This window comes from Pseudomonas sp. GL-B-19 (genome assembly GCF_019956415.1).
In the GTDB taxonomy this organism is placed as follows: domain Bacteria; phylum Pseudomonadota; class Gammaproteobacteria; order Pseudomonadales; family Pseudomonadaceae; genus Aquipseudomonas.
In genome coordinates this window covers 1-18,360 of sequence record NZ_JAHBDK010000030.1, presented here as the reverse complement: position 1 = coordinate 18,360, position 18,360 = coordinate 1, and the positions used below count along the sequence as shown (strand labels likewise).

Sequence of the window (18,360 nt, the reverse complement as noted above, 5' to 3'; positions counted from 1 at the left end):
TGCTTTCCAGGCATTTCTTTCTGGAAATCGAAGCCGGCGTTAAACCGCCACCAGGCGCACGCTGGCACCTTCACCGACGCCCAAGGCTTCGGCCGCTTCCAGATCCAGGGTCACTGGTTTGCCTGGCGCATAATCGAGCTCAAGCAACACGGCGCGGTAATCCTGCAACTGGGCATTGGCCACCAGGTACTGACGACCGGCACCTTTGACCGGCTCACCGATTTTCACCGGCACAACGCGGCTCTGGGCGATCGAACGGATCCCCGTCACACGTGCGTGCAAGGTCGGGCCGCCATCGAAAATGTCGATGTAGTGATCGGTTTCAAAACCTTCGCGCATCAGGATGTCGAAAGTGATCTGCGCCCGTGGGTGCACCTGGCCCATCGCCTCTTGAGCAGAGTCCGGCAGCAGCGGCACATAAATCGGGTAATGCGGCATCAGTTCGGCCAGGAACGTGCGGCTCTTCAGACCGCACAGACGTTCGGCTTCAGCGTAGTTGAGGTCGAAAAAGTTGCGGCCGATGGCATCCCAGAATGGCGAGTCACCGTTTTCATCGCTGTAGCCCACGATCTCGGTCACCACGGAATCGGCAAAGCGCTCCGGATGGCTGGCCACGAACAGCAAGCGACCACGGGAATTGAGCTCGGCCCAAGGCGACCCCACCAACTCGCGCTGTACGTAGAAACTGGTCAGCAAACTGTTGCCGGTCAGGTCGTGGCACTGGGAGAGCACGTGGATCTTGTTATGAATCTTCAGCTCGCGAGAAGCGTGCACGAAGGTTTCATTACGGAAGCTGTAGAACGGCTCGGAATAACCCGCCGAGGCCACGATGGCCGAGCAACCGGCCAGTTTGCCGGTGGTCGTGTCTTCGAGGACGAAGAAATAGCTCTCTTCACCATTGAAGCTGACTTCGGCAGCAAACGAGGCTTCGCTTGCGGCGATCTTGTCGCTCAGGCGTTCAACGTCATCCGGCAAGGAAGTGACACCAATCGGGCTATCCGCAGCCAGACGCTGTACCTCGCCCAGATCAGCCATTTGCGCGGGGCGCATCACCAGCATGGTGTCACTCCTTAATCAAGAAACAGGTCGACCCGAATGATCGACAGGAAAAAAATACCGGGATTGCAAGGCATCGTGTCCCTGTAGGAGCTGGCTTGCCAGCGAAGACGGCCGGTTGATCGCCGCAAGGCTTTCGGGCCTCTTCGCTGGCAAGCCAGCTCCTACAATGGGTAAACGCTTCAGGCAGGCCCAGCATAAAAATTGGGTTCGACGCCTGAAACTCAGGCGCCGAAGGGCCTATCAGGCTTGCGTCAGTTTTGCAGCAGCACGTTCGAAGCGGTCCAGGCCGGCATCGATGTCCGCATCTTCAACCACCAGGCTAGGCGCAAAACGCACCACGTCCGGGCCGGCTTGCAGAATCATCAGGCCTTCACGTTCGGCGGCGTTGAAAATGTCCTTGGCCTTGCCTTTCCAGGCATCGCTCAGCACGCAGCCGATCAACAGGCCCATGCCACGGACCTTGGTGAACAGGCCGTACTTCTCGCCGATCTGCTCAAGGCGCGCCTTGAACTTGTCGTGCTTGGCGTTGACGCCAGCCAGCACTTCAGGAGTGTTGACCACGTCGATCACCGCTTCCGCGACCGCACACGCCAGCGGGTTGCCGCCGTAGGTGGTGCCGTGGGTACCGACGACCAGGTGTTTGGCCAGATCTTCGGTGGTCAGCATCGCCGCGATCGGGAAACCGCCGCCCAGGCTCTTGGCGCTGGTCAGGATGTCCGGGATCACGCCGTAATGCTGGTAGGCAAACAGATGGCCGGTACGGCCCATGCCGGTTTGCACTTCGTCGAAGATCAGCAGCGCGTTGTGCGCGGTGCAAAGTTCGCGGGCGCCTTGCAGGTATTCGAGTTCGGCCGGGATCACACCGCTTTCGCCCTGAATCGGCTCCAGCACCACTGCGCAAGTCTTGTCGGAAATGGCGGCTTTCAGCGCGGCCAGATCGTTGTACGGCACGTGGGTGATACCGGTGATTTTCGGACCGAAGCCGTCGGAGTACTTCGACTGGCCACCGACGTTGACGGTGAACAGGGTACGGCCGTGGAAGCTGTTGAGCGCGGCGATGATTTCGTACTTCTCGCTGCCGAAACGGTCGAAACCGACACGACGGGCCAACTTGAAGGCGGCCTCGTTGGCTTCGGCGCCAGAGTTACAGAAGAAGGCGCGGTCGGCAAAGGTGGCGTCGATCAGCTTATGCGCCAGGCGCAAGGCCGGCTCATTGGTGAACACGTTGGACACGTGCCACAGCTTGTTCGCCTGCTCGGTCAAGGCACCGACCAGCGCAGGGTGTGCGTGGCCCAATACGTTAACGGCAATCCCGCCGGCGAAGTCGATCAGCTCGCGGCCAGACTGGTCCCAAACGCGGGAACCGGCACCGCGCACAGGGATGAATGCGGCAGGCGCGTAGTTGGGAACCATTACCTGATCGAAATCGGCGCGTTGTACCGCAGCGTGCTCAACGGACATCGGAGTCTCCTGAAGAGAAAACACTCGCCTGAAACTGGCGAGCGATGGGGGGATTGTAAGGACAGTTTTCAGCCCGGCCTTGCCGCCAAGCGACAACTTCTTATAGCGCAAACCCCGGTTTCAGCCGGGTTTACGGCAATGCGACATATAGCGTCGCAAAGGCGCAGTTTAAACCGCCGGCACAGGTTATAGGCAGGCTTGATGAACGGTGCGGTAAATATGTACCGCACGCTGTGCATCGTCGTCTGTTTTGCTTGGGCTCAAACCAAACGCTAAGGGAATAGCGCATGAACCAAGACGATTTTGAGTTCGGCACACAACCGGACACCCACTTTCATCACGCTTACCGAAACCTGCCCTCGTGGGTATTGGAGTCTTCAGTCGAAACCCGCAGCGCCCTGAAGAACGCCAACCTTGAGGTGCCACACTGGCACCGCACCGCGACTCGACTGCAACATCAGGTGCTGAAAGCCTCAGGCCAGACTCACTTGGCCCAGCGAAACCGACTGGGCTCGATGCTGGCAAAACTGCAAAACGCCCGGGATTTTGCCGAATCGATACTGGGTCCGGCCCTGAAAGCCCGTTTCGACCTGGACATAGACGTAAAAACCACCTTCCTGCGTCTGTACATCCCTCAGGCCACGCCCTTTTTCGCGATCAAGACCGGCGCCGCCCGCACATGGACGGTATCGCTGCTTGATGCCGCGCTACACAACTTCCAGGCGTCAGAGACTGAAGCGGATGCCTACGAGCCGGCGTCGACCTTGATCACCGAACCGTCGCCTACAGGGCAGTTCGATACCCTGCCGCAGGTCACCCGGAAAATCACGATTCAGGGTTTTATCCGGTTGTGCCGGGAGCTGGACATCGGCGGCCAGTACAACGCCTACCTTAAAGAAAACCTGGGGTTGACCAACCCGGTGGCCGGGGCCGTCTTGAAACCGAATGTCATGAGCGCGAACAAAGCGGCACTGCGCTCGGCGTTGCACCTGGCCCACACGCGCCAGGACATTGATAGCGACGCCTTTAACGCGATCTACCGCGTACTGGAAGGACGCTCGGCGATGCTTTGGGATGGCCACCCCCTGCATTGTCACGACCTGACGATGATGTCCTCATCGCTGACCGGCATTGTGATTTTTGGTGCAAAATCGAGCCGGGCAACCAAGGCTACCCGCATCATTGCCTACATTCCGGATGACCCGCAGCATCCGCTCAAGCTGTACGCCGACACCGTGGCGTTCATGACCGAACTGACCCGCAAGCTGCGTTCGGCCGCTTATCAAACCTTCTTCAGCCGCTTCGTCGATCACGCGGAACGAGGGCATTTTTTTGCCGACCTCAACAGTCGCTTGCGAACAGTGACATGGCATCAACACACTCACGGCGATCCACTGCCAAGCTGGCGCGAAACGCCCATCGACAAGCCTAACCTGCAATTTTCGATGACGCCGTTCAGAGCGGGCCTGTGGAATCACCTGTACCAGCGACAACTAAACAAAATCATCAATGACGCGAGCACACTCGCCGTCTCCACCGCTCGTGCCGATCAAACTGCGCGATGGGCGCTGTGGGACGCGTTCAGCAAAATTGCCTCCACGATCCTTGAAGTAGCGACGTTTGTTGCCCTGCCCTTTGTGCCGTTTCTGGGCGAGTTGATGCTGGCCTATATGGCCTACCAGCTCCTCGACGAGACCTTTGAAGGGATCATTGACTGGGCGCAAGGGCTGAAAAAACAAGCGTTCGAGCACTTGATCGGCATCGTCGAAACGGCGGTGCAAGTGGGAACCTTCGCGGTGGGCGGCGCCATCGCCGCCGGCACCTTCAGTCGCCTCCTATCCCGCGAAACGGCGGCACTGATCGCGCCGCTAAAACCCGTACCCACACCAGAGGGCAAAACCAAATACTGGAAGCCGGATCTGGCGCCGTACGAACAAACCATCGAACTGCCGGCAGAGAAAAACCCCGATCTCCTGGGCCTGTACCGCCACGAGGGCAAAACGCTTCTGCCCCTTGAAGGAAAGCTGTATGCCGTACGGCCAACTCGCGATACCGGTCAGTTTCAGATTGAACACCCAAGCCGCGTCGACAGCTATAAGCCGTCATTGCAGCACAACGGTCATGGCGCCTGGCAAACAGAACTGGAGCAACCCCTGCATTGGGACCGGGAAACCGTCATGCGGCGTCTAGGGCACAGTGTCGAATCGTTTTCCAGCGCCGAGCGTGAACAGATTCTGCGAATCAGTGGTTTTCACGACAACGTGCTGCGAGAAACCCATGTCGAAAACCATCGCCCGCCATCGCTGCTGACCGACACGATCAAGCGTTTCAGGATCGACCGGGATATTCAGACGTTTATCGAACAGATTGGCAGCGACCAGCCTGAGCAATACAGCAAGGCTGATCCGCTCATGCAGCATCAGTTGCTGACCCGATTCGACTCATGGCCTGTCGATACCGCCTTGCCGGAGCCGAGAGCCCAGACACAAGCCTTGCGAAAGCAGACCGCGGATATCGCCCGAAACAACCGCAAGTCGCTGTTCGAGCTTCGCTATCGCGAACAGGAAATGACTGCCGATCCAGCTACCCAACAGCTGCTTGCCGACTTTGAGGGATTACCCACCGATATCGCTCAAGAGCTAGTGAGCAATGCGTCGGGCAACGAACTGAGGCAATTGCACAACGGGGCCACACCTCAACGCCTGAAAGACGTCGCAAGGAAAGCCCTGGAGGCTGTGCGCGCATCCCGAGCTTATGAAGGCCTCTTTTCTGACGCCCTGGTGACCGCAGACACCCACACGCTCGCCTTGCACAGCCTGGATTTGCTACCCGGATGGCCTGCCAACGTGCGCATCGAGGTGAGGGACTTTGCCCATGACGGGACCGTGCGCAACAGCATTGGCCCAGTCGACGCATCGATCCGAAAAACGCTGGTGCGCAGTGAAGACGGCGCTTATCAAGTACTTGATGACAAGCAAACTCAGCAGTTCTCGGGCGTTTTTTATCAGGCCATCCTTCAAGCACTGCCGGATACCGAGCGCACCACATTGGGCTTTTCCATCGGGGAAGGACAAATGCTCAAACAACGCATTGCCGAGCAGGCTCTGGACCACCCAAAGCTACGTGCACTCTTTGCGAAAAACCCCCATCGAAAACCCTTTTATGACCCAACGACCATGCGCCTGCCCGGAGGTACGGAAGGTTACCCGCACATTGGTCCCGCAACTCCAACGCTCAACGAAAGGGTGCGCGAGGTTTACCCAAGCCTCTCCGAGGACGAAATCCAGTCCATGGTCCTCATGCTGCAGCGTCATCCCAGTGGCGCCCGTGTAGAACTTTCACGGCTGGCAAACGAGTTGGCCCGTCTGCACCAGGATCTGGGGCGCTGGATAAACGACGCCCCGACCGTCCACCCGCAAACCCGACTTGCATTGAGCGACCTGGACCGCGAGATCGCGCGTCGCAATCGCACCCAGCTTGCCCAGGAAATCCAGCGCAGCTGGCGCCGCCAATCCGAGCGCGATTTCGATGCGCCCGATGGCAGCGAGCAGTATGTACTGAGGTTTGCAGAACCGATCCTGGGCGACTTGCCGTCGCTGACCGCTGGCTTCAGTCATGTGTCGCTGCTTTCTCTGGAAGGCAATCATGCTGCGCAGGGTGTATCGGAGTTCCTGGACAGATTTAGTGGGCTTCGTCGCCTGGAGCTGCGCCGTTTCGCCTTGACCACCCTCCCCGAGGCCATCACCCGAATGCCGAACCTCGATGCGCTGGTGTTAAGTAATTGCGGTATCAGGATGAACACAGCCACGTGGTCGAAAGTGACTGCATTAGACAAACTGGTCATGCTGGACCTGTACAAAAACCCGTTCGAAATCGTACCTCGCATCGACTCGATGAATGAGCTGGTTCACCTTGATCTAAGCGACACCAATCTGACCGATATTCCGACCGGAGCCCTGCAACATCCAAAGCTCGACACACTCCTGCTGATGAACAACAAGATCAGTGAATTACCTGTCGAGTTATTCGAGAGCTCACTGTACGACAAGCGCGGTGTGCACCTTACGCACAACCCGATTTCCAACCGTTCACGGGAACTCGTCAAACAACATCACTTCGACAGTGACTACGACATGGGCGTCTATGCACCCGAGGCGGACATTGATCGCGTTAAAACGCTGTACCCAGGCATGGAGGTCGAGCAAGCGAGCGAGTTTGTCTACGAGTTGCCGGGCACGCTGGAGGATGGTCGGGCAGAACTGACGCGCCTGGAAGCGGAGCTGACTCGTTTGAGAACTGATCTGTCTACCTGGACCGCCGACCTTCCCGCTCGACACCCGCTGACGGGTCAGCCTTTCACCGCCGCCGAACTCTTTGTCGAACAAGCCAACCGTGACGAGCTCAAGCAGGCGCTGGAGCAATGCTGGCAGCATGAATCCGAACTGGATGATTTCAACGACGGTATAACGCCCACCTACGAACTTACTGTCCGCTCGGTCATCAACGGACAATTACCTACACTGAATGCAGACTTCAGCCATGTTTCAGCGCTGGAGATTCAGAGTGCCAGTGGCGTGACATATATCGGTCGCTTCCTGGAGTCCTTCCCCAGCCTCAAAAGCCTGCGGCTGCGCGACTGCACGCTGGGCAACATTCCAGAAGCCGTGTTCAACATGGGCCAATTGCGATCCCTTTCACTTCCCGCTTGCCGCGTCAGACTGTCAGTAGAGTCAGCGAACGCATTGGCCGGAATGGAACAGCTCGATTACCTAGACCTAGGCTCCAACCCACTGGGACAAACCGTTGATCTCAGCCAGATGCCGGACCTGTCGACCCTCCTGCTCGACAACACTGGCATCACCGAAATACCAAACGGCCTGCTTCATCTGACCGATCTGGACTGGGTAGACCTGAGCGCCAATGCGATCACCGAACTGCCCAGCGACTTGATGGAACTGCCAGTGGAAACGGCAGAGAACATTACGTTGCGAGGCAACCCGTTGTCGGAGGAAAGCCTGTTACGGCTGATCAGTTACTACGAACGCACGGGAGCAGATTTCGGCGTGGACGAAGTCATCGATCGAGGTGAAGTGCAAATGTCCACCTCTGAAGGCTCCGAGGTCGACGAGTAACTCAGCCGCGCTCGGACGGCACCGACGACAACTCGAACGGACTGCTGCTGCGCCGCTGGTTGCGATCTTCCCGCGGTGTGGCACCGAAGAAATTGCGGTAGGCGCTGGAGAAATGCGGCCCCGAAGAGAAGCCACACGACAAGCCGATCTGGATGATCGACTTGCTGGTTTGCATCAACATTTGCCGGGCCTTGTTCAGGCGTAATTCCAGGTAGTACTGGCTCGGCACACGATTGAGGTATTGCTTGAAGATCCGCTCCAACTGCCGACGGGACACGCACACATGCTGGGCGATTTCGTCGGTGGTCAGCGGCTCTTCGATGTTGGCTTCCATCAGCAACACCGCTTGGGTGAGCTTCGGATGGCTGGAACCGAGACGGTTTTGCAGCGGGATACGTTGACGCTCGCCGCCCTCGCGGATACGTTCGACCACCAGTTCTTCGGACACGGCACCGGCCAGTTCTGCGCCGTGATCACGGGCCAATACTGCCAACAGCAAATCGAGTACCGACAGGCCGCCACACGCGGTCAGTCGATCGCGATCCCAATCGAACAGGTGACTAGTGGCGATGACTTTCGGGAAGCGTTCGGCGAAATCGTCCTGCCAGCGCCAATGCACGGCAGCGCGATACCCGTCGAGCAAACCCAATTGCGCCAGCGGGTACACACCGGCCGACAAACCGCCAATCACACAACCGGCCCGGACCAATTGTTTCAACGCACTGCTGAGCGCCGGCGCGAGTGCGGTCGGCGGCTCATCGGCGAGCAGAAACAGTTTCTGGAAGTTTTCGAGCTTGCCGACCCACGGTTCACCCGGCAATTGCCAGGCGCCTTCGGTCGGCGGTTCGGCCTGCAAAAACGACAGTTCGTAAACCACATCCGGATGCACACGCTGGGCAACACGCAAGGCCTCCTCAGCCAGCGCAAGCGTCAGGGCTTTAGTGCTGGGCCAAATCAGGAAACCAATTCGATGGGCAGTCATGGCGGGCAATCCGAAACGAGAACAGTGTTAGAAGCCGAAAGCGGCTGCAACCAAATTAGACCATCTGGCGCGCGGTGCGCAGCATGACCTAATTTGGTGCGTAACGGGAGCTATTACTTGAGGCTGCCCGAGAGGAATTGTTGCAAACGTTCAGACTGCGGATTAACCAGCACTTCACGCGGGTTGCCACTTTCTTCAACGACACCTTTGTGCAGGAATACCAACTGGTTCGACACTTCACGAGCAAAGCCCATTTCGTGCGTCACCACCACCATGGTCCGGCCTTCCTGGGCCAGGGCCTGCATGACTTTCAGCACGTCGCCGACCAGTTCCGGGTCGAGTGCCGACGTCGGTTCGTCAAACAGCATTACCTCGGGTTCCATCGCCAGCGCACGGGCAATGGCCACACGCTGCTGCTCGCCGCCGGACATGTGGCCAGGGTAGGCGTCTTTACGGTGGCCCACGCCTACTTTATTCAGGTAGTGCTCGGCTTTTTCGCGGGCTTCGGCCTTGGACATGCCCAGTACGTGAACCGGTGCTTCCATGATGTTTTCCAGCGCGGTCATGTGCGACCACAGGTTGAAATGCTGGAACACCATCGACAGGCGCGAACGCATGCGTTGCAGCTGTTTCGGGTCGGCCGCCTTCAGCGCGCCGTCCTTGTTGGCGACCAGTTTCAGCTCTTCGTTGTTGAGCAGAATCTTGCCCGCGTGCGGCTGCTCCAGCAGGTTGATGCAACGCAGGAAGGTACTTTTGCCGGAGCCACTGGAGCCGATGATGCTGATCACATCGCCAGCCGCCGCTTTCAGGGACACGCCCTTGAGCACTTCGTGACTGCCATAGCGTTTATGCAGGTCTTGGACTTCAAGTTTGTACATGCGGTCGGTTCTCACAAAAACAGTCAGTCAGTCGTTGAGCAAGCGCCCGTGACGCAGCGCTTCGCGCCCCGCCACCTTGGCCAGCCAGAAACCGGGTTGGGCATAACGCAGCCGTTCAATGGCAAACAGCACCCCGGACGTACCAGCACACACCGTGCTGACCCGATCCGACAACGGATCGATCACTTCAAAAATCTCGTCACCGGCTTCGATCCACTCACCGGGTTTACGCAGAAAACTCACCACACCAGGGTGCGGTGCAAACAGCAATTCGGTGCCGTCGAACGGCAGGCCTTCGCACGCTTCTTGCGCAGGTTTGGGCCATTCGCCGCTGATCAAGCCTTGCTCGGCGAGGAACGCCAGAATGCCTTCGGCGTGAGCCTCAGACTCAAGACGACCGGTATCGGCCTGACCACCTAATTCAATGGTAGTCGCCAGACAGGCCAGCGGAATCTGTGCATCAGGGAACAGGCGCGACAGACGCAGCCATGGCAGCGAGCAGGCTTCGTCAAAAGAACTGCCGCCGGAATCTTCCGCCAGCAGGCCGACCCGCACATTCAAGTGCGCCGCCAATGAACGCCACTGCGGCCAGTGTTGCGGCAAGGCGTACATGTGCAGCGCCGCTTCAGCATCGCAGTGCAAATCCAGCACAACATCGGCGGTGCAGGCGTGGCTGAGCAAGATGCGCTGCATGCCTTGCAACTGGCTACTCGCCTCTGGCAATGCGGCCAGATGATCAGCCATTGCCTGACGGATCAGGCGAATATTGGCGTGCGGATCGTCACCCAGGCTTTCTGCCAACGCAGCCGCAACCGGCGCGCTCAGCTCGACGAAATCGCGATTGAAATTCTTGCCGCTGCCCGCCTCGAAACGCCCTTGATGATTGCCTTGAAGCAGTTGACCGAGGCCCATCGGGTTGGCCACCGGCACCAACTCGATCACACCGTTGAGCAAGCCTTGGGCTTCGAGCTCGGCCAGGCGCTTTTTCAGCTCCCAAGCCGTGCGCATCCCCGGCAGCTCATCGGCGTGCAGGCTGGCCTGAATGTAGGCCTTGCGCTCGCCACTACCGAAGCGGAACACCGAAATCTGGCGTTCGCTGCCCAGGTGGCTCCACGGCAATGCATGATCGATGCGTTCCATTTCAGTGCTTCCGCGGGGCCAGATAGCCCAGCCAGCGACGCTCGGCCATTTTGAACAGCTTCACCAGAATGAAGGTCAGGCACAGATAGAACACGCCGGCGGTGATGTAGGCCTCGAACGGCAGGTAGAACTGGGCGTTGACCGTGCGCGCGGCACCGGTGATGTCGATCAGGGTCACGATGGACGCCAGACTGGTGGTTTGCAGCATCATGATCACTTCGTTGCTGTACTGCGGCAGCGCCCGGCGCAGGGCCGATGGCAGCAGGATGCGCTTGTACAATTTGTAGCGCGACATGCCCATCGCCTTGGCGGCTTCGATCTCGCCGTTCGGCGTGGCACGCAGGCTGCCGGCGATGATCTCGGCGGTGTAGGCGCTGGTGTTGATCGCAAAGGCCAGGCATGCACAGAACGTTGCGCTGGACAGCCACGGCCAGAGGAAGCTTTCACGCACCGCTTCGAATTGCGCCAACCCGTAGTAGATCAAAAACAGCTGCACCAGCATCGGCGTGCCGCGGATCACGTAGGTGTAGAGCCAGGCGGACATGTTTACGGCCGCGTTCTTCGAGACACGCATCAGGCCCAGTGGCAACGCGCACAGCAGGCCGAAAAACAGCGACAGCGCGAGCAATTTGAGGGTAGTCACCAAGCCGCCGAGGTACAGCGGCAAGGCCTCCCAAATGACGTTGTAGTCGAAGATCATAGATCAGCCGCCCTTACGCCTACCGAGTAGCGCTTCTCAAGGTGACGCAATGCCAGCAACGAGACACTGGTGATCACCAGGTACATTGCCGCCACCGCGAGGAAGAAGGTGAAAGGCTCGCGGGTGGCATCTGCCGCCTGCTTGGCCTTGAACATCATGTCTTGCAGCCCCACTACCGAAATCAGCGCAGTAGCTTTGGTCAACACCAGCCAGTTGTTGGTAAAGCCCGGAATCGCCAAGCGAATCATCTGAGGCACCAATACCCGGAAGAACACCTGAAAGCTGCTCATGCCGTACGCCATGCCGGCCTCTGCCTGCCCTTTCGGAATCGCCATAAAGGCGCCACGGAAAGTTTCCGACAGGTACGCACCGAAGATAAAACCCAGGGTGCCGATACCGGCGGCCAACGGGTTCAGGTCGATGTAGTCGTCAAAACCGAGCAGCGGTGCGACGCGGTTGAGCAGGTCCTGGCCGCCGTAGAAAATCAGCAGGATCAGCACCAGATCGGGAATACCGCGGATCACCGTGGAATACAGATCGCCCAGCCAGGCCAGCCAGCGAATCGGCGACAGACGCAGCGCCACGCCGATCAGCCCCAGAACGATGGCCAGGACCATGGACGACAAGGCGAGCTGAAGCGTCAGCCATGCGCCATCGAGGATGACAGCCCCGTAGCCTTTCAACATGATTCAGGTCCTCGAAAGTTGGGATGAAAAAATGGCGCAAACCTCAGTGATCCTGTTGCTTGCGCCATTTCGGACTTTTCGTTGCGACGTATTTACTTGCCGTAAATGTCGAAGTCGAAGTACTTGTCCTGGATTTGCTTGTACTTGCCGTTCTCACGAATGGCGGCGATGGCGGCGTTGAGCTTGTCCAGATCAGCCTTGTCACCTTTGCGAACAGCAATACCTACGCCGTCACCGAAGTATTTGATGTCGGTGAAGGCCGGGCCCACGAACGCGAAGCCTTTACCTGCGTCGGTTTTCAAGAAGCCGTCATTCAACAGCGTAGCGTCTGCCACGGTGCCATCGAGGCGGCCAGCGGCCACATCGAGGTAAATTTCGTTCTGCGAACCGTAAGGCTTGACCTCGGCACCCAGCGGGGCCAGGACTTCGCGGGCGAAACGCTCGTGGATCGAACCACGTTGCACGCCGATGTTCTTGCCCTTCAATTCAGTCAGGCCTTCGCTGACTTGAGTGCCAGCCTTCATGACCAGGCGCGCCGGAGTGTTGTAGTACTTGTTGGTGAAGTCGACCGACTTCTTGCGATCTTCAGTGATCGACATCGACGACAGGATCGCGTCGATCTTGCGCACTTTCAGTGCCGGGATCAGACCGTCGAACTCTTGCTCGACCCACACGCACTTGACCTGCATCTGCTCGCACAGGGCGTTGCCGATGTCATAGTCGAAACCCACGATGCTGCCGTCCGGCGCTTTCGAAGCGAACGGAGGGTAAGCCGCTTCGATGCCAATTTTCAGAGGCTTTTCATCGGCGAAGGTTGGCAAGGACAGCACGGACAGTGCCAGGGCGCCAAGCAGCACGAGTTTCTTCATCTTGGGACTCCATCGGTAAAGGGCAAAAACGGCAGAGTGAGCGACAGCCCAATATGCGAGTGAGTAGAACCACAAAGCGATGCTGCGCTGTAGGAATCGCGCGCTTTTTTCAACGCGAGCCACAACGAGCGAGTGATCGGCATTCTAACGACAGGCCCGAAGCCGATATTTCTTCAATGCGACAACTAATTACAGAAGCACCGAGAAAGCCGCCTGAGCGCGTTGACAGCCCTGCAAATTCATGCAGGAGCAAAAGACAGTGAACCGATCTATATTGCAAATTGCGGGCCTATTATTGGCAAACCCTTCTAATCCGGCAAGCTTGGCGTTATGTCTTATTTTTCAGGGGGACTGAGTAGGCCCGGTAATGGGGTTTGGCGTTTCCCAATGCCCCGGATCGGCGCGGGCGGTTACACATTTAGTTACTTGAAGGGTGATGGGTAACAGTGGGAAGCGGACTACGAACAGAGTCGATATTTATTGGCCGTTGTTTATGAGGTGTCTGACAGATTGTCATCGCGGGCAAGCCTTGCTCCTACGGATCGAGGTCATCCGCAAATGTGGCGATCTACCCAAATCCTGTAGGAGCAAGGCTTGCCCGCGAAGAGGCCCGAACTGCCCACACAAAAACCCAGAGCACAAAAAAACCCCACCAGGCTCAACACCTGGCAGGGTTTCGATGACTCAAGAACCGCTACTTAAGCAACGTTCATGGTCTTGTGCGTATCAATCAAATGCTGCACCACACCCGGATCGGCCAGGGTGGAGATATCCCCCAACCCATCGTACTCAGCCGTCGCAATCTTGCGCAGAATCCGCCGCATGATCTTGCCCGAACGGGTTTTCGGCAGCCCCGGCGCCCACTGGATCACATCCGGCGACGCAATCGGACCAATCTCCTTACGCACCCAGTTTTTCAGTTCCAGGCGCAGTTGCTCGCTCGGCTCTTCGCCGCCGCTCAGGGTGACGTAGACATAAATGCCCTGCCCCTTGATGTCGTGCGGTACACCAACCACGGCCGCTTCGGCGACTTTCGGGTGAGCGACCATCGCGCTTTCAATTTCGGCGGTGCCCATGCGGTGGCCGGACACGTTGAGCACGTCATCCACGCGACCGGTGATCCAGTAGTAGCCATCCGCATCACGACGCGCACCGTCACCGGTGAAATACATGCCGCGGAACGTCTTGAAATAGGTATCGACGAAGCGGTCATGGTCACCGTACAGCGTGCGCGCCTGACCTGGCCACGAATCGAGAATCACCAGGTTGCCCTCGGCAACGCCTTCGATGATGTTGCCCAGGTTGTCGACCAAGGCCGGCACCACGCCGAAGAACGGACGCGCCGCCGAACCCGGCTTGAGGCCATGAGCCCCCGGCAACGGGCTCATCAAGGTTGCGCCGGTTTCAGTCTGCCACCAGGTATCGACAATCGGGCAACGGGATTGGCCGACGTTCTTGTAGTACCAATCCCACGCTTCCGGGTTGATCGGCTCACCAACCGAACCCAACAGACGCAGGCTGCTGCCATCCGCGCCCTCAACGGCAGCGGTGCCCGATGCCATCATCGCGCGGATCGCGGTCGGAGCGGTGTAGAGGATGTTGACCTTGTGCTTGTCGACGATCTTCGCCACCCGGGTGATGTCCGGATAGTTCGGTACGCCTTCGAACAGCAGCGTGGTCGCGCCATTGGCCAACGGGCCGTAGACGATATAAGTGTGGCCGGTGACCCAACCGACGTCGGCGGTGCACCAGTAGATTTCGCCCGGGCGGTAGTCGAACACGCGCTCATGGGTCATGGCCGCATACAGCAGGTAACCGCCGGTGGTGTGCTGCACGCCCTTCGGCTTGCCGGTCGAACCGGAGGTGTAAAGGATGAACAGCGCTTCTTCGGCGCCCATCTCTTTCGGCGCGCAGACAGTGCCGGCCACTTTCATCAGGTCTTCGTACCAGATGTCGCGATGCTGGTTCCACTTGATCTCGCCACCGGTGCGTTGGCACACGATGACTTTCTGAATGCTGCTGGTTTCCGGGTTGGTCAGCGCGTCGTCGACGTTGGCCTTGAGCGGAATCTTCTTGCCGGCACGAATACCTTCGTCCGCGGTGATCACCACTTTGGATTTGCAGTCGATGATGCGACCGGCCAGGGCTTCCGGCGAGAAACCACCGAACACCACCGAGTGAATCGCGCCGATCCGGGTGCACGCCAGCATGGCGACCACGGCTTCGGGGATCATCGGCATATAGATAGTCACCACGTCGCCGCGGTGCACATCCTGGCCGCGCAAGGCGTTGGCGAACTTGCAGACTTGCTCGTGCAGCTCACGGTAGGTGATGTTGCGGCTTTCGGAAGGATCATCCCCTTCCCAAATGATCGCGATTTGATCGCCGCGCTCGGCCAGATGACGGTCGAGGCAGTTGTAGGAAACGTTCAGCGTGCCGTCGGCGAACCATTTGATGTCGACATGGTGATCGTCGAAAGACGTCTGTTTCACCGTGGTGAAAGGCTTGATCCAGTCGAGGCGCTTGGCTTGCTCGCGCCAGAAGCCGTCCGGGTTGACGACCGACTGCTGGTACATGGCCTTGTAGGTCGCCTCGTCAGTCAGCGTGTTAGCCAGGACCTCGGGACGAACGGGATACAGAGAAGCCGCACTCATCTTTCTTACCTCGGTGGAATAGTTGTTTTTGTATGACACCGTTTTAGCCGGGCCGGCCCTATAGAACCATTCGACGATGGTAGTAACAAGCCCCTACAAAATGCCCTGAAAAGCCCAAAACAAGCTTGGAACACACGTCCCAAACACACCGCCCCCCTGTAGGAGCGAGGCTTGCCCGCGAAGAACGATAACGCGGTCCACCTGAAGTAACTCCATCACCAAGATCGCCAGCCAACCGCCTCTTACAACGTTAATCGAAGATTGTTACGAATTCCGTCAAAGGTGTTTATCAAAACCACGCCTATATGAATGAAAACTCCACGCCTAAAATCTGCCCCGCCAACAAGGCAACCTGATTAACCGAGTTGCAGCCCCCACGAAGGCAGTTAATCAAATACCCCGACACCCAAGCTCCACACGCAACCCCACAAAGGTTGCGTGACCCCATTCGACCTCTAAAAGGTAAATCTGAAATGAAAGCTTTATTAGTTCTGGCCCTCAGCAGCTTGTGCGCAACCGCCATGGCAGACGAGGCCCCGACTGATGTCGCACAGCAACAACCGGCCGTTGAGCAATACACTTACGCCACTCACCTGGACATCGCCAAAGTTGTTTCCATGAGCGAAGTACCGAACGTGTGTGAAGTTGTCCCGATGAAAATGGAATACGAAGACTCCAAGGGCCAACGCCATATTCTTAACTACAGCGTGATGGGTAACGGCTGCTCTAACGGCTGATCTCGACTGTACCGAATCGGATCATTTCAGCTGATCGTTGAAGGTCTATTCCAGCCCGGCTCCGGTCGGGCTCAGTTGTGTTTGCAGACGGCGAAAACCGCTACGAAACACAACATGTAGTGAAAAACAGCCTTTTTGGCTATTTTTTGAGCAGAAACAATCCAGCGTCAAAATTTACGAAAAAAAATCTACACCGGCCAAAGCCCTGTATTCCCTCGGTTTGCCCGAAAAACCCGCCCTTCCGGCCATTCCATGAGCCGATTCGCCGCACCACGCCGGTGAAAATTTCCCTATAATGCCGCCTTAACGGGCCTGCAATATTCCCTTACAGGGATGGAACGCCAGTCTGAAGCCCCGCAGTAGCGTTTAACGCTGGTTGCGCCCATCAGTGGCTCTCGGAACCCCGTACAAAATTCTGTTTTATTGCCTGCCTCGGCTGCAAAAAACGATTCCTTTAGATCCAACGCGGTCAGAGCGACCGTGTGAACAACCATCACACGGGCATCTGGCCCTCACGCAGGAGACGACACGTCATGCTGAGCTGGGACGAATTCGACAAAGAAGACAGCGGCGAAGCCGTGGTAAAAGGCGCTAACGCCGGCCACGCGACCGAAGCCAACATGGACCGACTCGACACCGCTGGTGGTGTCGCCGCTCAAGAAGCTCGCGCCGTTACCGCGAACGACTCTGCCGCAATCGCCCGTGCCAAAGCTGCCCTGGACACCCTCGACGTCGCCGAAGGCCTCGCCGAACTCGAAGGCGCCTCCGCCCGTGTCGCTGTCGACGAAAAGCGCATGATCAACTGCCGCGCCGACCTCAACCAACTCGTGCCGTTCAAGTACGACTGGGCCTGGCAGAAGTATCTGGACGGTTGCGCAAACCACTGGATGCCGCAAGAAGTCAACATGACCGCCGACATCGCCCTCTGGAAAGACCCGGAAGGCCTGACCGACGACGAGCGCCGCATCGTCATGCGCAACCTCGGCTTCTTCTCCACCGCCGACTCCCTGGTTGCCAACAACCTGGTCCTGGCCGTGTACCGCCTGATCACCAACCCGGAATGCCGCCAGTACATCCTGCGCCAGGCCTTCGAAGAGGCGATCCACACCCACGCCTACCAGTACTGCATCGAATCGCTGGCCATGGATGAAGGCGAGATCTTCAACATGTACCACGAGATCCCATCGGTCGCGAAAAAAGCCACCTGGGGCCTCAAATACACCCGTTCGATCTCCGATCCGAAGTTCGAAACCGGCACCGTCGAAACCGACAAAGAGTTGCTGCGCAACCTGATCGCCTACTACTGCGTTCTGGAAGGCATCTTCTTCTACTGCGGTTTCACCCAAATCCTCTCCATGGGCCGCCGCAACAAAATGACCGGCGTCGCCGAGCAGTTCCAGTACATCCTGCGCGACGAATCCATGCACCTGAACTTCGGCATCGACGTGATCAACCAGATCAAAATCGAAAACCCGCACTTGTGGGATGCTGAGATGAAGGAAGAGGCTTCGCAGATGATTCTGCAGGGGACTCAACTTGAGATTGAATACGCTCGGGACACCATGCCTCGCGGCGTGTTGGGCATGAATGCGGCGATGATGGAGGACTATCTGAAGTTCATCGCTAACCGTCGTTTGTCGCAGATTGGGTTGAAGGAAGAGTATCCGGGGACTACGAACCCGTTCCCTTGGATGAGCGAGATTATGGACTTGAAGAAAGAGAAGAATTTCTTTGAGACGAGAGTTATTGAGTATCAGACTGGTGGGGCATTGAGCTGGGATTGATTTCCGAGCTCGCCGCAATTTGACGATTGCAGTCTGAGTCGTTGAGTCGAAAAAGCAAAAGCCCCGATCTGATCGGGGCTTTTTTGTTGGACGATGAGTAGTCCTTTTCCATCCCTACGCGACAACGCTAAATCTCCTACAGCACTTACAGTGATCTGGTCCAGTAATTTTGGACATTGTTTTCGGTTCTCACGCCGCCATCTTTTCTGCCGCTACCGGCGAGTGGTAACCGTTGTAGCTGTGGCGCCTTACATTGTTGTAGCGCGCCACATATCGGT

General features: G+C 57.9%; 12 protein-coding genes. 3 read left to right on the top strand and 9 right to left on the bottom strand.

All coding sequences use genetic code 11. The annotated features are described in order from the left end of the window. Positions 1-39 precede the first annotated feature (39 nt). Both aruF and KGB06_RS12570 read right to left on the bottom strand, forming a co-directional pair. Positions 40-1,059, bottom strand: coding sequence for an arginine/ornithine succinyltransferase subunit alpha (gene aruF / locus KGB06_RS12575; RefSeq protein ID WP_150779065.1), 1,020 nt, complete (start codon positions 1,057-1,059; stop codon positions 40-42). Positions 1,060-1,299: 240 nt separating this feature from the next. After that, the gene (locus tag KGB06_RS12570) at positions 1,300-2,520 is read right to left on the bottom strand and encodes an aspartate aminotransferase family protein (RefSeq protein WP_223516143.1); all 1,221 of its coding nucleotides are present in this window, start codon (positions 2,518-2,520) and stop codon (positions 1,300-1,302) included. A gap of 287 nt (positions 2,521-2,807) precedes the next feature. Here KGB06_RS12570 and KGB06_RS12565 point away from each other — a divergent pair, with 287 nt between their 5' ends. Beyond that, positions 2,808-7,652 carry a dermonecrotic toxin domain-containing protein gene (locus KGB06_RS12565; RefSeq protein WP_223516142.1) on the top strand — a complete coding sequence of 1,615 codons (4,845 nt, stop codon included), beginning with the start codon at positions 2,808-2,810 and terminating at the stop codon, positions 7,650-7,652. A 1-nt stretch (position 7,653) separates the two neighbouring features. Here the strand turns inward: KGB06_RS12565 and argR are convergent, their stop codons facing one another. From argR to acs, 7 genes are all read right to left on the bottom strand, one after another. Beyond that, positions 7,654-8,634 carry a transcriptional regulator ArgR gene (argR, locus tag KGB06_RS12560; RefSeq protein WP_223516140.1) on the bottom strand — a complete coding sequence of 327 codons (981 nt, stop codon included), beginning with the start codon at positions 8,632-8,634 and terminating at the stop codon, positions 7,654-7,656. Positions 8,635-8,747: 113 nt separating this feature from the next. Next, complete coding sequence (locus KGB06_RS12555; protein WP_007943885.1) at positions 8,748-9,512, bottom strand: ABC transporter ATP-binding protein; 765 nt, start codon at positions 9,510-9,512, stop codon at positions 8,748-8,750. 27 nt (positions 9,513-9,539) lie between these two features. Beyond that, a complete protein-coding gene (locus KGB06_RS12550) occupies positions 9,540-10,652 on the bottom strand; it encodes a M14 family metallopeptidase (RefSeq protein WP_223516138.1) in 1,113 nt (370 codons plus the stop codon). Between the two features lies 1 nt (position 10,653). Continuing rightward, positions 10,654-11,352 (bottom strand): ABC transporter permease, encoded by a 699-nt coding sequence (locus KGB06_RS12545; RefSeq protein ID WP_223516136.1) that lies wholly within the window; start codon positions 11,350-11,352, stop codon positions 10,654-10,656. Next, on the bottom strand, positions 11,349-12,038 hold the full coding sequence (locus KGB06_RS12540; protein ID WP_007943881.1) for an ABC transporter permease: 690 nt from the start codon (positions 12,036-12,038) through the stop codon (positions 11,349-11,351). Before KGB06_RS12540 ends, KGB06_RS12545 begins: the two co-directional genes overlap by 4 nt. A gap of 92 nt (positions 12,039-12,130) precedes the next feature. After that, the gene (locus tag KGB06_RS12535; protein WP_223516134.1) at positions 12,131-12,907 is read right to left on the bottom strand and encodes an ABC transporter substrate-binding protein; all 777 of its coding nucleotides are present in this window, start codon (positions 12,905-12,907) and stop codon (positions 12,131-12,133) included. Between the two features lie 698 nt (positions 12,908-13,605). After that, positions 13,606-15,561 carry an acetate--CoA ligase gene (gene acs / locus KGB06_RS12530; RefSeq protein WP_223516132.1) on the bottom strand — a complete coding sequence of 652 codons (1,956 nt, stop codon included), beginning with the start codon at positions 15,559-15,561 and terminating at the stop codon, positions 13,606-13,608. Positions 15,562-16,034: 473 nt separating this feature from the next. On the opposite strand from acs, the gene KGB06_RS12525 reads away from it, so the two are divergent. Together KGB06_RS12525 and KGB06_RS12520 are read left to right on the top strand one after the other, a co-directional pair. Then, entirely contained in the window at positions 16,035-16,298 is a 264-nt protein-coding gene (locus KGB06_RS12525; RefSeq protein WP_223516130.1) for a DUF2790 domain-containing protein, read from the top strand. A gap of 533 nt (positions 16,299-16,831) precedes the next feature. Next, complete coding sequence (locus KGB06_RS12520) at positions 16,832-18,082, top strand: ribonucleotide-diphosphate reductase subunit beta (RefSeq protein ID WP_007943877.1); 1,251 nt, start codon at positions 16,832-16,834, stop codon at positions 18,080-18,082. The last annotated feature ends 278 nt before the right edge of the window (positions 18,083-18,360 follow it).

Bases quoted from the DNA above. Each gene is read 5' to 3' on its own strand.
- KGB06_RS12540 (WP_007943881.1), bottom strand. From the start codon at position 12,038: ATGTTGAAAGGCTACGGGGCTGTCATCCTCGATGGCGCATGGCTGACG.
- KGB06_RS12520 (WP_007943877.1), top strand. From the start codon at position 16,832: ATGCTGAGCTGGGACGAATTCGACAAAGAAGACAGCGGCGAAGCCGTG.
- argR (WP_223516140.1), bottom strand. From the start codon at position 8,634: ATGACTGCCCATCGAATTGGTTTCCTGATTTGGCCCAGCACTAAAGCC.
- KGB06_RS12570 (WP_223516143.1), bottom strand. From the start codon at position 2,520: ATGTCCGTTGAGCACGCTGCGGTACAACGCGCCGATTTCGATCAGGTA.
- KGB06_RS12545 (WP_223516136.1), bottom strand. From the start codon at position 11,352: ATGATCTTCGACTACAACGTCATTTGGGAGGCCTTGCCGCTGTACCTC.
- aruF (WP_150779065.1), bottom strand. From the start codon at position 1,059: ATGCTGGTGATGCGCCCCGCGCAAATGGCTGATCTGGGCGAGGTACAG.
- KGB06_RS12525 (WP_223516130.1), top strand. From the start codon at position 16,035: ATGAAAGCTTTATTAGTTCTGGCCCTCAGCAGCTTGTGCGCAACCGCC.
- KGB06_RS12550 (WP_223516138.1), bottom strand. From the start codon at position 10,652: ATGGAACGCATCGATCATGCATTGCCGTGGAGCCACCTGGGCAGCGAA.
- KGB06_RS12535 (WP_223516134.1), bottom strand. From the start codon at position 12,907: ATGAAGAAACTCGTGCTGCTTGGCGCCCTGGCACTGTCCGTGCTGTCC.
- KGB06_RS12555 (WP_007943885.1), bottom strand. From the start codon at position 9,512: ATGTACAAACTTGAAGTCCAAGACCTGCATAAACGCTATGGCAGTCAC.
- acs (WP_223516132.1), bottom strand. From the start codon at position 15,561: ATGAGTGCGGCTTCTCTGTATCCCGTTCGTCCCGAGGTCCTGGCTAAC.
- KGB06_RS12565 (WP_223516142.1), top strand. From the start codon at position 2,808: ATGAACCAAGACGATTTTGAGTTCGGCACACAACCGGACACCCACTTT.